Below are 14,961 nucleotides of genomic sequence, written 5' to 3'. Positions count from 1 at the left end.
GGCCGTGGCCCCCGTCCGCCTGGGGGCCTGCGCGCACATCGGAACAACGATCATGGGGGACACCGTGGCAAGGATCACCAGGTGGCTGGGCGCCCTCGCGCTGGGGGTTGGTGTCGTGTTGGGACCACTGTCGGCGTTCGCGGCCGGCGGCGTGATTGATCGCATCGTCATCGAGGGAACCCAGCGCATCGAGCCTGACACGGTGCGCACCTACATGACGGTGCGCGAAGGGGAAGCCTACGACCCGGCCCAGGTCGACCGCTCGCTCAAAAGCCTGTTCGAAACCGGCCTGTTCGCCGACGTTTCGATACAGCAAGCCGGCGGGACGTTGACGGTCAAGGTGGTGGAAAACCCGATCATCAACCGTATTTCGTTCGAGGGCAACCGGCGGATCGAGGACGACGTGCTGGAAAAGGAAATCCAGCTGCGTCCGCGCGTCGTGTTTACCCGCGTGAAGGCGCAAGAGGACGTTCAGCGGATCTTGGATCTGTACCGGCGCTCGGGACGCTATGCCGTTTCGGTTGATCCCAAGCTCATCCAGCTGGATCAGAACCGGGTGGATCTGGCGTTCGAGATCAACGAAGGGCCGTCCACGACCGTGCGACGCATTTCCTTCGTGGGCAACGAGCACTTCAGCGATTCCGACCTGCGCGAGGTGATCGAGACTTCAGAGGAAGCGTGGTACCGCTTCTTGTCCTCAAGCGACACCTACGATCCGGACCGCCTGAACTACGACCGCGAACTGCTGCGTCGCTTCTATCTGAAGCGCGGCTACGCGGATTTCGAGGTCAAGTCGGCGGTGGCCGAGCTGTCCTCGGACAAGGAGAGCTTTTTCATTACCTTCACGGTGTCCGAGGGGAACCGCTACCGGTTCGGTCCGGTGGGGTTGGAAACAACCCTGGAAGCCCTGAATCCCGAGGCGCTGCGCTCGGAGATCGATGTCGCCGAGGGGGATTGGTACGACGCCGACAAGGTGGAGAAAATCATTCAGCGTCTGACCGACAAGGTCGGCACGCTGGGCTACGCCTTCCTCGACGTGCGTCCGCGCGTGACCCGGGATCCGGAAAAACGGACCATCGCGATCACGTTCCAGATCGATGAAGGCCCCCGGGTTTTTGTCGAGCGGATCGATGTCAACGGCAACATGCGCACCCATGACGAGGTGATCCGCCGCGAGGTGGCCCTGGCCGAGGGCGATGCCTTCAATTCGGCCAAGCTGCGCCGTTCGCGCTCGCGCATCCAGGATCTGGGCTACTTCGAAAAGGTCGATGTCACCAACGAGCCTTCGCCCACGGCACCCGACCGGACCGTGGTCAAGGTCAATGTCCAGGAAAAATCAACCGGCGAGGTTTCGTTCGGCGTGGGCTGGTCCAGCTCGGTCGGCGCCATGGTCGAGGTCGGCGTGCGCGAACGCAACCTGCTGGGCCGGGGCCAGGATCTGAAGGCGGCGGTGTCGTGGGCGCAGCGGCGCAGCCAGGTGGACCTCAGCTTCACCGAGCCCTACTTCCTGGGCCGCCGGTTGCGGGCGGGCGTTGATCTGTACGCCCTGGAGCGCGACCTTCAGGAGGAGAGCTCATACGATTACCGTTCGGTGGGCACGTCGTTGCGGCTGGGCTTCAACTACAATGACGTGTTGAGCCACAGCTTCAAATACACCGCCGAGTTCACCGACATCCTGGACATGGATGACGATGCCTCGGTGTTCATCCGCAACCAGGATGATCAGACCGTGGTGTCGATGGTCGGCCACACCCTGACCTACGACAAGCGCGACAGCCGGTTGAACCCCAAGGATGGTTATTTCATCTCGCTGGGCAACGACGTGGCTGGTCTGGGGGGAACCGAGTACTTCCTGCGCTCCGATCTGAAGGCGGGCTATTACGCCCCCCTGGGCGACTGGATGGACTGGAACCCGGCCTGGACCTTGTCGGTTCGCGGACAGGCGGGCTACATTTTCGGTCTGGGCAAGGACGTGAACATCAACCAGCGCTATAACCTGGGTGGTTCCAACCTGCGTGGTTTCGCGGCGGCGGGCGCAAGCCCCCGGGATGCCAGCACGGATGACGCCCTGGGCGGCAACTGGATTGGGACGGGAACGGTCGAGGTTGGCGTTCCCCTGGGGCTTCCAGACGATCTTGGCTTGTCTGGACGATTGTTTTCGGATGTTGGCATGATCGGTCGTCCGGATGACTACGATCGCTCGTTGATGGACTCGGCATCCTCGCCCCGCCTGTCGGTGGGGGGTGGCGTGACCTGGGTGTCTCCCATCGGGCCCATCGCCATCGACGTGGGTTTCCCCGTGATCAAAAAGTCGTTTGACGAAACCGAACTGCTTCGGATTTCCTTTGGATCGAGGTTCTGACGATGGGATCCCTGAAAGGCGCGCAAGGCTTTCTTTGCGCGGCGGCTGTGGCTTTGTCCGTCTGTGTCGGCGCGGCTCAGGCCCAGGCCGATACGTACCCGAATGCGTCGATCGGGGTGATCGACGTTCAAAAGGTTCTCACCGACTCGGCGGCGGCCAAGCAGGCCCGCGCCGAGCGCGACAAGTATCTGGCTACCTATCAGGGCCAGGCCCAGAAGGAAGAAAAGGCGCTTCACGAAGCGCAGGCGGCCCTGGCCCGGGAAACCGACCAGGGAAGCGAGTCCTTCAAGAAAAAGCGCCAGGACTTTGAAAAGAAAGTGGGGGCCTTCCAGACGCGCTTCACCACGTTGCGCCAGAACCTGGACCGGGCCATGGCCCAGGCCCTGGGGGATGTCCAGGACATGGTCGTTCGCGTGGCCGACGAGGTCGCGGCCGAGCGGGGCGTCAATCTGGTTTTGTACAAAAGCCAGGTGCTGCTGTTCGACCCCCGCATGAACATGACCGAGGATGTCCTGGGGCGGGTCGATAGCCGTCTGCCCAAGGTCAACTTCCCCAACCCCGAACAGCTTCCCGCGCCGGCGGCCCCGAAGAACTGATCGGAGGATCCCGTTGCCGCGTCCTGGCTCCCATCGTCCCCTCACGGGGACGATGTCGGGCCAGAAGACGCGAGCAGTGTTGACGTCGCAGGCCGGATCCGTAACAACAGCGGCGCACACCCTGCGCCTGAGGGGCGCGAGGAAACAAGGAAACGGTCCAGATAATCCCCCAACAAATATCGGGGCTTTGGAAACGGCCGGATGGCACGGGACCGGGGGCGTCAAGGGGCATTGATGCCCCCGCTGAGTAAGGACGGTGAGGGATGACGGAAGCGATGCAAGCCGAGGTGCAAGACGTGGGGGCCGAGACGACCATTGATATCGGTCGGATCATGGCCATGATTCCGCACCGGTACCCGTTTTTGCTGGTGGACCGCGTGGTCAACGTGGTGCGCGGCACGAGCGGGGTTGGGATTAAGAACGTAAGCATCAACGAACCGTTCTTTCAGGGGCATTTTCCGTCCCGCCCCGTCATGCCCGGTGTGTTGATCATCGAGGCCATGGCGCAGACCGCCGGGGTTCTGGTGGTGGAATCCCTGGGGCCCGAGGCCCAGGGCAAGCTGGTTTATTTCATGATTGTTGAAAACGCGCGCTTCCGTCGGCCCGTGGTGCCGGGCGATCAGCTGTGTTTGCACGTGATGAAAATCCGCAACCGGGGCAACGTGTGGAAGTTCCATGGCGAAGCCCGGGTCGACGACGTCATGGTGGCCGAGGCAACCTTCGCCGCCATGATCGCCGACGAGGAGATGTAACGGAACGGCGCCGCCGTTCCGTTACCGTCGGCCCTTCGCACAACTTAAAAAGGTAGTGACGCATGCCGAGCGTTCACCCGACCGCTTTGGTCGATCCTCGGGCCACGCTCGCCGATTCGGTGGTGATCGGGCCCTATTGTACCGTCGGGCCCGACGTCGTCCTGGGGGCGGGGGTGACCCTGGTCAGTCACGTGGTCGTGGACGGGCGCACGACGGTGGGCGCGGGGACCCGGGTGTTTCCCTTTGCCTCGCTGGGCCTGCCCCCGCAGGATCTCAAGTACCGGGGCGAGCCCTCGCGCCTGGAGATCGGCGAAAACAACACCATCCGCGAACATGTCACCATGAACCCGGGCACCGAGGGCGGCGGCATGCTGACCCGCGTGGGCAACGATGGTCTGTTCATGATCGGGGTTCACATCGCCCATGACTGCCTGGTGGGCGATGGGGTGATCATTGCCAACAATGTGCTGCTGGGCGGGCACGTCAGCATTGGCGACTGGGCCGTGCTCGGCGGCGGCGCGGCCGTGCACCAGTTCGTGCGCATCGGCAAGCTGGCCATGGTGGGCGGCGTGACCGGGGTCGAAGCCGACGTCATTCCTTTCGGCTCGGTGATTGGCAACCGGGCCCGTCTGGCGGGCTTGAACATCGTGGGCATGAAGCGGCGCGGCTACGCCCGCGACGAAATGCACGCGGTGCGTGGCGCGTGCAGGCAACTGTTCTCGGGCACGGCGGTGGCCGAGCAGGAAGCCGCGGTGGCGGCAGCCTATCCTGATTCGGCGGCCGTGGCCGAAATCCTGGCCTTTATCCGGGCGGACTCGTCGCGGGGGCTTTGCCGCCCCGATGATACCGCCGCGCCCGAGGCCGCGTGAGCCTCCCGCCGCCACCGGCGAAGGCCGGGGAAGAGCCCGTGGACCCGCCGCTGGCCATCGTGGCGGGCGGCGGCGAGTTGCCGGTGCGGGTGTGGCGGGCGTGCCAGGCGCAAGGCCGCCCCGTGGTGGTGCTGGCCCTGGAAGGGCAGGCCCAACCCGAACTCTGGCCTTCCGAGGCCTCGCTGACGTGGACGCGTCTGGGGCGGGCGGGGGAAGCCGCCGTCCGCCTGCTTGATCAAGGCATCACCCACCTGTGCCTGGCCGGGGGCGTGCGCCGGCCCAGCCTCACCCATCTTCTTGCCCTGTGGCCCGACTGGCGCACGGCGGCTTTTCTGGCGCGGGTCGCGACCCAGGCGCTGGGCGACGATTCCCTGCTCCGCGCCATCCTGCGCGAATTGGAAGCCCACGGTTTCGTGATCGAGGCCCCGCACGCGGTGATCGGGGGGCTTCTCGCGCCCGTGGGGGTTTTGGGGCGGGTTTGCCCCGATGATCAGGGCTGGCGCGATCTGATCCATGGCTTCCAGGTGGCCAAGGCGCTGGGCGGGCTGGACGTGGGGCAGGGCGCGGTGGTCCAGCAAGGCGTGGTTCTGGCCCTGGAGGCCATCGAAGGCACCGACGTCATGCTGGGGCGCTGCGCCAGCCTTGCGCGCGAAGGGGCCGGGGGCGTGCTGGTCAAGGCCGCGAAGCCGCGCCAGGACCGCCGGGTGGATCTGCCGGCGGTGGGGGTGCGCACGGTTGAAAACGCCAGCCGGGCCGGTCTGCGCGGCCTGGGGGTTGAAGCGGGCGCGGCGCTGTTGATCGATACCGAGGCCCTGGTGGCGCGGGCCGACGCGCTGGGGATGTTCGTCGTGGGCCTGAGCGGAGAGGAAACACCGCCATGTTCCTGAAAACACCCCCCCTGTACCGGGCGGCCGCCGGATCGGCGGGGACGGGTGCCGGGCCCGCCCGCGCGCCGCAGGCCAGGAAACCGGAGCCTTTGATCTACCTGATCGCCGGCGAACCCTCGGGGGACCAGCTGGGGGCGTTGCTGATGCGCGCCCTCAAGACGGAAACAAACGGACAAATTCGCTTCGCCGGCATTGGCGGCGAACAGATGACCGCCGAGGGGCTGATCTCGCGGGTGCCTCTTTCCGATCTCGCGGTCATGGGATTCCTGGAGGTCGTGCCGGCCTTGCGCCGCATCCGCCGGCGTCTGCGAGAAACCGTCGATGACATCGGGGCGCAACGCCCCGACCTGGTGCTGACCATTGATTCCTGGGGATTCACCGGCAGGGTTCAGGCCGCGCTGACCCAGGCGGCCCATCCGGCCCTGAGGGTCCACTACGTGGCCCCCATGGTGTGGGTGTGGAAAGCCGGACGCGTGCGCTCGGTCGCGGCGCGGGTGCATCACCTGTTGTGCCTGTGGCCCTTCGAGCCCGCCTTGTTCGAGGCGGCGGGGGTGGCGGCGACTCATGTGGGGCACGCGGTGGTGGAGTCCGGGGTGGACCGGGGGGACGGCGCCGCCTTCCGGGCCCGTCACGGTCTGGCCGACGATGCCCTGGTTCTGGCGGTGCTGCCGGGCAGCCGCCGGGGAGAGGTGCGTCGCCTGCTGCCGGTGTTCCGCGAAACGGTGGCGCGGGTAAGCGTTGGGCATCCGGGGATGCACGTCGTGATTCCCACCCTGGAGCACCTGCGCGCGGGCATCGAGGCCGCGACGGCCGACTGGCCGGTCCCGGTCACGGTGGTGGGGGGCAACGAAAAGGCGGATGCCTTCAAGGCGGCGCGGGCGGCCCTGGCGGCCTCGGGCACGGTCAGCCTGGAGCTGGCCCTGGCGGGCGTGCCCCACTGCATCGCCTACAAGGTCCATCCCCTTTCGGCGGCCCTGTTCCGGCGCCTGATGGCGCGCGGGACCCGCTTTGTGAACATGATCAATATCCTGATGGACCGTGAGATCGTGCCCGAGCTGTTGCAGGAGGCGTGCCAGCCGGAAATCCTGGCTTCGGTGGTGACGGACCTTCTGGACAGCGACGCCCGACGCCAGGATCAGGCGCAGGGTCTGGCGGCGGTGATCGACCGGTTGCGGGGCAAGGGGGCTTCTCCCAGCCAGACGGCGGCCAGGACTCTTCTGGCCTTGCTGACGGACACGGGCCGTTCGCGGGAGTAAGGACAAGGCGCAAGAAACCCAGGCTGGGGAAAGGGGGGCGGATGGCTGCGGATCTGTTGTCGATGGGGGCCGTTCTTCCGGATTCCGTGGACGCGATGCGGACCTTGGTGCAACAGGCCTGGACTATCGGACGGAAGGCGGAGGCGCTGGACCTCGCCTTGAAGGCCGCCGCGCTGTGGCCGACCGACCCGGGCGCCCTCAACCTGGCGGCGGCGGCCTGCATGGACCGGGGGGATCTGGCCGAGGCGGGCCGTCTTCTGGACCGGGCCCTGGACCTTCACCCCGCCCATGCCGAGGCCCATGTGGGGGCCGGGCGTCTGGCCGACATGACGGGAGACACGCCCGAGGCGGTGCGCTGCTATCGGCGCGCCGTGGCGCTGGCTCCGACCCTGAAGCCCGCGATTGAAGCCCTGGCCCTGATTTTGATGCGCACGGGCCAGATGCCGCCCGATCTGGCGCGGGACGGCCGCTTGTCCCTGGATCCGTCAACCGTGGCCCGGCTGCGCGTCGCCGGGTCGGGACTCGTGGCCACCGCGTCGGGACGGGTCATCATCATCGATCCCGGTTGGCAGATCGCGACGGGTCATCATTACGTGGCCAACAAGGCCTTGCTTCTGGAATGCACGGGGCGCGGACAGCCGGTCCGGATCCTGGCGTGCGCGACCTTGGACAAGGAGCAGTGGAGCCGGCTGGGGGCCGAGGCCTGCTTGCAGAATTATCATTACGTGGTTGCCGACAGTCCAACCCAATGGCTGCGGGGCCTGGGCTGGAACGACGCGCTAAGAGAAGGCCTTGAAGCGGTTCTGACGCCAGACGACGTGACTCCCGAGGACACCGTTATTGTCCACACCACGGCCGAGCACGAGATCTTCGGCCTTCTTGCGTGGCTTCAGTCCCTTGGAAGCCGGGCGCCCCAGGTGCGGATTGTCCTGCGCTGGCCGCCAGGACTGTTTGCCCCCGCGAGCGAGCGGCCGCTTGCCGAGATTCTGTTTGCCCAGGCTATCGGGCGGCTGTCGAGGGCCCTGGGCGATCGGGTGGCTTTTTTCGCCGACAGCCACAAGCTGGCCACCACCTTCACCGCCCTGGCCGGGGTTCCGGTGCGTCAGGTGCCGCTGCTGCTGGAAATCCCTGCGCGCGCGCGGATTCCCCGCCCCTCCGGGGACGGGCGCACGGTGGTTTTCGCCGGCGCGGGGGCGGCTTCGAAGGGATTCTTGTTCCTGCCCGAGGTGGTCCGCCGGGTGCTGGCCCGCCATCCCCGGACCCGTTTCCTGATTCAGACCCCGAGCGCGGATCCGGGGGCGGTGGCGGCGTTGCGGACCATGGCGCCGGCTGTCACGCTCGTTGAAACCGCCTTGCATGGCGCCGACTATCACGCCTTCCTGCGGCAAGGCGACCTGCTGTTCGCGGTCTATGATCCGGATCGCTACGGCTTCGCCACCTCTCACACCATGGCGGAGGCGGTGTGCCACGGCATGCCGGTGGTGACCACCGACAAGACCACCATGGCCGACGAACTGCGCGGGTTCGGGGGCGGATGCGGGGTGATCGTTGAACGTTTCACCCCTGATCATGCGGCGGAAGGCGTCCTTCAGCTGCTTGATCAGTATGAAGAATTCGCGGAGCGGGCGCGTCTGGTGGCGCCACGCTGGCGTGAACGGCACAACATAACGACGTTTGTAGAGACACTTTATAGCGTATAACGTCCCCCAATGCCGAGGGGACCTCTCGCGTCCCCTTGCCTCCGACCGGCCGGGAGAAACGCTTGATGAAGGTCCTGTTCTCGAACCCGCCCTGGTGGCTTGACCGCAACCACTACCGTCTTTCCACCGGAGAGATCGTCGAGCTTCATACCGCCGGCGTGCGGGCCGGATCGCGCTGGCCGTTCACCAGTCCGATCATGTCGGCCCCCGATGCGTTTCGCTTTGGTGATTATCTGCCCTATCCGTTTTTCATGGGCTATGCCGCGACCTACGCGGCGGCGCGCACGGGCGCCCAGGTCGTCTTGCGCGACAGCATCGCGCTTCGGGAATCCTACGAAAGCTACTTCGCCTATCTGCGGGCCAACCGCTTCGACATGATCGTGATCGAGGCGGCGACCCCAAGTTGGGAACACGATGCCGGGTTGATCCGGCGGATCCATGACCTGGTGCCCGAAGCCCGGCTGGTGGTGAGCGGTCCCATCGCCAGCATTGCCCGGGCGGTGTTGCGCGACGAGCCGGTTTCGGCATGCCTGCACGGGGAATACGAAAAGGGCATCGTCCGGGTGATCGAGGGGGCCGAGGGGGAAATAGACTTCGATCTGTTGAGCGAAGACGAAATGAACGCCCAACCCTTTCCCTACATGGATCCGGTGATCGCGCACCGGTATTGGGATGGCAACCCCCACGGCCAGCGTCCGCCCCAGGCTCAGGTCTGGTCCAGTCGGGGATGTCCGTTCAAGTGCATTTTCTGTGTGTGGCCGGCGACCATGACCGGCAACGATCCCGACGGTACCGGCCGGCGCACCGTGCGCCATTACAGCGCCGACTACATGGAAGCCTACCTGGGCGAGCTGGTGGCGCGCTACGGCTACAAGACACTGTATTTCGACGACGACACCTTCAATCTGGGCGATCGCCACGTGGAAGAGATGTGCCAGGTGCTGGGTCGGCTGGGGGTGCCGTGGTCGGCCATGTGCCGGGCCGATACCATCCGCCTGGACACGTGGCGGATGATGAAGGAAAGCGGCTGCTTTGGCGTGAAGCTGGGGTTCGAAAGCGGCAATCAGCACGTGATCGATACCATCGTCAACAAACGCCTGGATCTGGCCCGGGCCGCCGAGGTGGTGCGTCATGTGAAGGAGCTGGGGTTGACGGTGCACGGCACCTTCACCTTCGGCCTGCCCGGCGAAACGGCCGCGCAGATGCAGGACACCGAACGCTATATCGCCTCTCTTCCCTTTGATTCCATTCAAAAATCCGGCTGCGCGGAGATCGAGGGAACGCCCTTGCATACCCTGGCGGCGGTGGGATCCCTGGCGGCGTACAAGGGGGCCGTCCTGGATGAACACTACGCCCGGGCCAGCGACGGCGGGCGCAAGCTGCGCGACATGGAAGCCCTGTGGCGGGGCATGGCCCCGGGCGACAGGGGATGACGGATAACGGGCTGGATCAAGCGCCCGGATCACGGCGGGGAACGCGGGGATGAGAATACTGGTGACCGGCGGGGCCGGCTTCGTGGGCTCCAGCCTGGCGTTGTTGTTCAAGCGCGATCGGGGCGACGCGGACGTGGTGGCGTTCGACAACCTGAAGCGCAGGGGCTCCGAGCTGGCCCTGGCCCGTCTGGCGGCCGGGGGGGTGTCGTTCGTGCACGGCGACGTGCGCGCCCCCGAGGATCTGGAAGCCGTCGGTCCGTTTGATCTGATGATCGAATGCTCGGCCGAGCCCTCGGTGCACGCGGGCTACGGGGGCAGCCCGGCCTATGTGCTCAACACGAACCTGGGGGGCACCGTGCACTGCCTGGAAGCGGCGCGGCGTCATGGGGCGGCGGTGGTGTTTTTGTCCACCAGCCGGGTTTATCCCATCGCGGCCTTGCGCGCGCTGCCCCTGGAGCCGGCGGGGCTGCGTTTGCGGGTGCGGGCGGGAGCCGGGGGGCCGGGATGGTCTGAAAACGGGATCACGGCCGGGTTCCCCCTGGCGGGCGCGCGTTCCCTTTATGGCACCACCAAGCTGGCCTCGGAACTGCTGATCGAGGAATACCGGGCCATGTACGGCCTGCGCGCCGTGATCAATCGCTGCGGCGTGCTGACCGGCCCGTGGCAGATGGGAAAGGTGGATCAGGGGTTCGTGGCCCTCTGGGCGGCGCGGCACCTGTTCGGGGGGCCGCTTGCGTACATGGGCTTTGGCGGCGAGGGGCGGCAGGTTCGCGATCTGCTGCACGTCGCTGATCTGTACGACCTCGTGACCCTTCAGGTGGCCGACCTGGACCGGCATGCGGCGGGTGTGTTCAACGTGGGAGGAGGCCCGTCGGTCTCGGTGTCGCTGGCCGAGCTGAGCGATCTGTGCGCGCATCGGGTCGGCCGTCGGGTGGAGATCGGGTGCCGTCCCGAAACGGCGCCCGCCGACATTCCGTATTACGTGACCGATATCCAGGAGGTGGAAGCCGCCACGGGGTGGCGTCCCCGGCGCACGGTGGACATGATCCTGGACGACATCTTCGCCTGGCTTCGGGCCAGCGAGGCCCCGTTGCGTCTGATCTTTCAAGCATGACCCGTTTCCTTTCCAGAAAAGCGAGAACACGGCCATGAGCGTGGTCCTGGTAACCGGTTCGGCTGGCCTGATCGGCAGCGAGACCGTCAGGTTTTTTTGCGACAAGGGGTTTGATGTCGTTGGTCTCGACAACGACATGCGCCGCTATTTCTTTGGAGACGAGGCCAGCACCGACTGGAACCGCGAACAGCTGGAACGATCGTGCGCCCGCTACACCCACGCCGCCGTGGATGTTCGCGACCTGGATGGCTTGACAGAGATTTTTCAACGCTATGGCAAGGCGGTATCGGCGATTATTCACACGGCGGCTCAGCCGTCCCATGACTGGGCGGCGCGCGAACCGTTCACCGATTTCGGGGTCAATGCCACCGGAACCCTGAACCTCCTGGACCTGACCCGGCGGATATGTCCCGACGCGCCGTTCGTGTTCACCAGCACCAACAAGGTGTATGGCGATACCCCGAACCGGCTGCCTCTTGTCGAGCGCGAAACCCGCTGGGAAGTGGATCCGTCCCACCCCTTCGCGGCCCATGGCATTGATGAGTCCATGAGCATCGACCAGTCAACCCACAGCCTGTTCGGGGTGTCGAAACTGGCGGCGGATGCGCTGGTTCAGGAATACGGCCGCTATTTCGGCTTGAAGACCGCGTGCTTTCGCGGGGGCTGCCTGACCGGCCCCAGCCATTCCGGCGCCCAGCTGCATGGGTTCCTGGCTTACCTCGTCAAGTGCGCCGTCACCGGCACGCCGTACACGGTGCTGGGCTATCAGGGCAAGCAGGTCCGCGACAACATCCATGCGCACGACCTGGTGGAAGCGTTCTGGCGGTTCGTCCAGGCCCCCCGGTGTGGCGAGGTCTACAACATGGGGGGCGGGCGCCATTCCAACTGCTCGATGCGCGAGGCCATCGCCATGGTTGAAGCGCTGACCGGCCGGCCGATGACGTGGTCCTACCGCGAGGAAAACCGGATCGGCGACCATGTATGGTACATCAGCGATACGCGCCGTTTTCAGACGCAGTATCCTGGATGGATGCAAAAATACACGATCGAAACCATCCTGTCGGAAATCCATGCCGAAGCAATGGCTCGCCATGCCGGTCAAGGGCGAACTTCCTGAGGCTTGAGGGGCGAGTCCATCAGGGAAAGGTGGACACCGCTTCTCGCGAACAGACAAACTCCAGCCGAGTGATACAAAGTCCGTCCGTTTTTGTTTGAAGCGGGCAGGCTTTGGATATTGTTGCTCGTTCTCCTTTTTCTGAAAAAGCAGGGTGTTCTTGTTCTTGAGGAAGGTAAGCCTTCCTCGGGATTGGCCTTTGTCGTGCCGCGCAAGGGTCATTCTGGCCGCGGCCACCGGCATTCTTGCCGGGGCAGGCATGCCGGTGGGCCGCCTTGCTCCTTGGATCAAATGCGTCCCATACTTCTCAAATTGATCGAACTTGGTGAGGATGGTCGGTGACCCTCCGGGAAACCCAGGCCTCACAACCGTTCTGGTTGATCAAAATCATCGCGGCAGTGTCACTGTGCGCGGTGCCCGAAAGTCCCTAACATTCCGGTCACGCGAAGCCGGAAAGGGGAACGCGTGGGGGCTGTGGGACAGAAGCGCTCTGGCGGATCCAGCCCGCCGGTTCTTTGATCAGGAGGCAAGCACAATGGGCGTGTTGCGCAAGGCGTTGGTGTTGGTGGGGGCGGTGCTGATGTCAATGGGCGTGGCCTTCGCCCAGACGGCTTCGGTCAGCGAGGATGACGTCAAGGCCCTGACCCTCAAGGCGGCGGATTACATCGCTGCCCATGGCGTGGCCGATGCCGAACAGGCTTTCACCCAGGAAGGTGAATTCAAGTTTGGAGAGATTTATGTGAATGTGATCGATTTCAGCGGGAATTGGGTCATCTATCCGCCCAAGCCGGAAAACAAGGGTCGGAATGTTCTGAATTTCGTGGACGAAGACGGCCGGCATTTGGGCGAGGATATCCTGAACACGGGTAAAGCAGGCGAAGGGTGGACCCAATACCGTTGGAAGAATCCGGCAACGAACATGATCCAACCCAAGGTAACCTATGTCAAAAGGGTGCCCGGTCAGGAATTGATTGCCTATATCGGGATTTACAAATAGGCATTGACGCGATCGGACTCGTGGGGGCGAGGGCATGTTGTTCCTGGGCGCGCTAAGAAAGATACCTCTTTCGGCTCGTATTTCCGTTGTTCCCGTTTTGGCCCTTGCCCTGACGGTTGTGCTTCTGGTGATGGCCAACGGTCGCTCCGAGCGGTCGCTCTCGGCCATTGATGATCTCCACCGCGAGGCGGCGCGCCAGCGGGCCGAGGTTGGCGCCCTGCTCGCGGTGGCGCATCGGACGCACTCGGATGTGTCGCGACACCTGGCGCTGGTGGATTCCGGAACCTCGGAAGCCCGGCTCGCGGCGTTGCGCTCGGCGATTGGCGACGACCTCGCGCAGTTTCGCGATCACCTGGCCGCGTTGCGCGGCGGCGAGGCGGCGGACCTGCTCGACGATATCGCGGCGCGCATCGAGGCCTACGCCAAGGCCGTGGCCCAGATGAACGACATGGCCCAGATGGACCGGCTGATCGGCATTCCGCTGATGACCCATGTCGATCAACAGTTCTCGGAACTGGTGGACCGGATCGTCGCCGCCCAGGGACGGATCAACGAGGCGACCACGCGCATGGTCGAACGGCGTCGGGCCGACGACAGGGCGGCGACCCGGCGTTTTCTCATGGTGGCCACGGGCGCCCTGGCGGTCTTCCTGGCCCTGGCGCTCGTGGTGGCCCGCAGCATCACCAAGCCGCTTGGCGAACTGACCGGGGCCATGCGCGCCATCGCGGAAGGCGACCTGAACGCGGTGGTGGAAGGCACGACGGCCAGCGATGCGGTGGGCGCGATGGCGCGGGCCTTGGACGTGCTGAAGGCCAACACGGCGGAAGCCCGACGGCTGCGCGATCGGCAACAAAATCTGAGCGCCGAAGCCGAAGGGGAAAAACAGCGTGCATTGAAAGGGATGGCTGACGCTATTGAAGTTGAGTCCGAAAGCGCCGTCACTCTGGTGGGCGACCAGACCCATAAAATGGCAAAACGGGCGGCGGCCATGGAACGCTCGTCGGACCGGGTCCTTGACCGGGCGACCACGGTGGCCGGGGCGTCGGAACAATCCCTGGCCGGCGCGCGCGCGGTGGCCGAGGCGGCCCGGGATCTGAGTGAGTCAATCGGCCGGATTGGCGAGCATGTTGGTCAGTCGGGACAGGTCACCGGTCGCGCGGTCAGCGCGGCGGCCGATGCCCAACGCACCATCACCGCCCTGGCCGAGGCGGTGGCTCATATTGGCGACGTGGCCGGCCTGATCGCCGACATCGCGGCCCAGACGAATCTGCTGGCGCTCAACGCGACCATCGAGGCCGCCCGGGCGGGGGATGCCGGCAAGGGGTTCGCGGTCGTGGCGGGAGAAGTCAAAACCCTGGCCGCCCAGACCGCGCGCTCGACCGAGGAGATTTCGCGTCAGATCGGGGAAATCCGCGCGGTGACCGGGGAAACGGTGGCCTCGGTCGAGGCCGTGCGGGCGGCGATCACCGAGGCCGGCGCGATTGGTGATACAATTGCCGTTTCGGTCCGCGAACAGCGCCTTGTCACGGAGCGGATCGCCACCCACGTTCAGGAAACCATCACGGCGACGCAAGAGGTTTCGGCCCGGATCGCCGAGGTTTCCGAAGAGGCAACCGGTGCCGGACGGGATGCCGATGTCTTGCGCCAGGAAGCGGAGGACGTGGCGGCGGCGGTCGAAACCCTGCGGCGGACTCTTGTCCAGGTCGTCCGCGATGCCCTGTCGCGTTTGACCTGAGGGAGGGTGTCCGACCCGCGCCGTGCCCGGCCCTGCCCGGGTTCCCGCTGGCGGGGATGAGCGGCCGGGGGCGAGTACAAAACGCCTCCCGTCGGGCAGCCGGCCCGGCTGGGGGTGGCGGAAAGGACGAAGGAAGATCTCCAGGG

The 14,961-nt window shown here is 65.5% G+C and carries 12 protein-coding genes; all 12 read left to right on the top strand.

Translation table 11 applies throughout. The features are described from left to right. Positions 1-4: 4 nt before the first annotated feature. The 12 genes from bamA (at position 5) to ROR02_RS09405 (ending at position 14,815) form a co-directional block, all read left to right on the top strand. Entirely contained in the window at positions 5-2,362 is a 2,358-nt protein-coding gene (gene bamA, locus ROR02_RS09460; RefSeq protein WP_246135481.1) for an outer membrane protein assembly factor BamA, read from the top strand. Between the two features lie 47 nt (positions 2,363-2,409). After that, positions 2,410-2,958 carry an OmpH family outer membrane protein gene (locus tag ROR02_RS09455; protein ID WP_246135482.1) on the top strand — a complete coding sequence of 183 codons (549 nt, stop codon included), beginning with the start codon at positions 2,410-2,412 and terminating at the stop codon, positions 2,956-2,958. Between the two features lie 263 nt (positions 2,959-3,221). Continuing rightward, positions 3,222-3,710, top strand: coding sequence for a 3-hydroxyacyl-ACP dehydratase FabZ (gene fabZ, locus ROR02_RS09450; RefSeq protein ID WP_147163779.1), 489 nt, complete (start codon positions 3,222-3,224; stop codon positions 3,708-3,710). 62 nt (positions 3,711-3,772) lie between these two features. After that, positions 3,773-4,579 (top strand): acyl-ACP--UDP-N-acetylglucosamine O-acyltransferase, encoded by an 807-nt coding sequence (gene lpxA / locus ROR02_RS09445; RefSeq protein WP_147163778.1) that lies wholly within the window; start codon positions 3,773-3,775, stop codon positions 4,577-4,579. A 38-nt stretch (positions 4,580-4,617) separates the two neighbouring features. Continuing rightward, positions 4,618-5,466, top strand: coding sequence for an LpxI family protein (locus ROR02_RS09440; protein WP_147163777.1), 849 nt, complete (start codon positions 4,618-4,620; stop codon positions 5,464-5,466). Next, complete coding sequence (lpxB, locus tag ROR02_RS09435; protein WP_147163776.1) at positions 5,457-6,722, top strand: lipid-A-disaccharide synthase; 1,266 nt, start codon at positions 5,457-5,459, stop codon at positions 6,720-6,722. Before ROR02_RS09440 ends, lpxB begins: the two co-directional genes overlap by 10 nt. Before the next feature lie 41 nt (positions 6,723-6,763). Further along, positions 6,764-8,422: a tetratricopeptide repeat protein gene (locus tag ROR02_RS09430; RefSeq protein ID WP_147163775.1), complete on the top strand. Its 1,659-nt coding sequence runs from the start codon at positions 6,764-6,766 to the stop codon at positions 8,420-8,422. Between the two features lie 65 nt (positions 8,423-8,487). Beyond that, positions 8,488-9,855 carry a B12-binding domain-containing radical SAM protein gene (locus tag ROR02_RS09425; protein ID WP_147163774.1) on the top strand — a complete coding sequence of 456 codons (1,368 nt, stop codon included), beginning with the start codon at positions 8,488-8,490 and terminating at the stop codon, positions 9,853-9,855. Between the two features lie 49 nt (positions 9,856-9,904). Further along, positions 9,905-10,969: an NAD-dependent epimerase/dehydratase family protein gene (locus ROR02_RS09420; protein WP_147163773.1), complete on the top strand. Its 1,065-nt coding sequence runs from the start codon at positions 9,905-9,907 to the stop codon at positions 10,967-10,969. Between the two features lie 34 nt (positions 10,970-11,003). Then, positions 11,004-12,086, top strand: a complete 1,083-nt coding sequence (locus ROR02_RS09415; RefSeq protein ID WP_147163772.1) for an NAD-dependent epimerase/dehydratase family protein — start codon at positions 11,004-11,006, stop codon at positions 12,084-12,086. A 532-nt stretch (positions 12,087-12,618) separates the two neighbouring features. Then, complete coding sequence (locus ROR02_RS09410) at positions 12,619-13,080, top strand: cache domain-containing protein (RefSeq protein ID WP_147163771.1); 462 nt, start codon at positions 12,619-12,621, stop codon at positions 13,078-13,080. A gap of 34 nt (positions 13,081-13,114) precedes the next feature. Next, the gene (locus tag ROR02_RS09405) at positions 13,115-14,815 is read left to right on the top strand and encodes a methyl-accepting chemotaxis protein (RefSeq protein WP_147163770.1); all 1,701 of its coding nucleotides are present in this window, start codon (positions 13,115-13,117) and stop codon (positions 14,813-14,815) included. The last annotated feature ends 146 nt before the right edge of the window (positions 14,816-14,961 follow it).

Origin of the sequence: Pararhodospirillum oryzae (assembly GCF_007992075.1) — a bacterium.
Lineage (GTDB): Bacteria > Pseudomonadota > Alphaproteobacteria > Rhodospirillales > Rhodospirillaceae > Pararhodospirillum > Pararhodospirillum oryzae.
The sequence above is the reverse complement of the archived record's forward strand: the minus strand, read 5'-3'. Positions and strand labels throughout refer to the sequence as shown.

Coding starts and splice junctions, on each gene's coding strand:
- fabZ (WP_147163779.1), top strand. CDS start 3,222: ATGACGGAAGCGATGCAAGCCGAGGTGCAAGACGTGGGGGCCGAGACG.
- lpxA (WP_147163778.1), top strand. CDS start 3,773: ATGCCGAGCGTTCACCCGACCGCTTTGGTCGATCCTCGGGCCACGCTC.
- lpxB (WP_147163776.1), top strand. CDS start 5,457: ATGTTCCTGAAAACACCCCCCCTGTACCGGGCGGCCGCCGGATCGGCG.
- ROR02_RS09430 (WP_147163775.1), top strand. CDS start 6,764: ATGGCTGCGGATCTGTTGTCGATGGGGGCCGTTCTTCCGGATTCCGTG.
- ROR02_RS09425 (WP_147163774.1), top strand. CDS start 8,488: ATGAAGGTCCTGTTCTCGAACCCGCCCTGGTGGCTTGACCGCAACCAC.
- ROR02_RS09420 (WP_147163773.1), top strand. CDS start 9,905: ATGAGAATACTGGTGACCGGCGGGGCCGGCTTCGTGGGCTCCAGCCTG.
- ROR02_RS09415 (WP_147163772.1), top strand. CDS start 11,004: ATGAGCGTGGTCCTGGTAACCGGTTCGGCTGGCCTGATCGGCAGCGAG.
- ROR02_RS09410 (WP_147163771.1), top strand. CDS start 12,619: ATGGGCGTGTTGCGCAAGGCGTTGGTGTTGGTGGGGGCGGTGCTGATG.
- ROR02_RS09405 (WP_147163770.1), top strand. CDS start 13,115: ATGTTGTTCCTGGGCGCGCTAAGAAAGATACCTCTTTCGGCTCGTATT.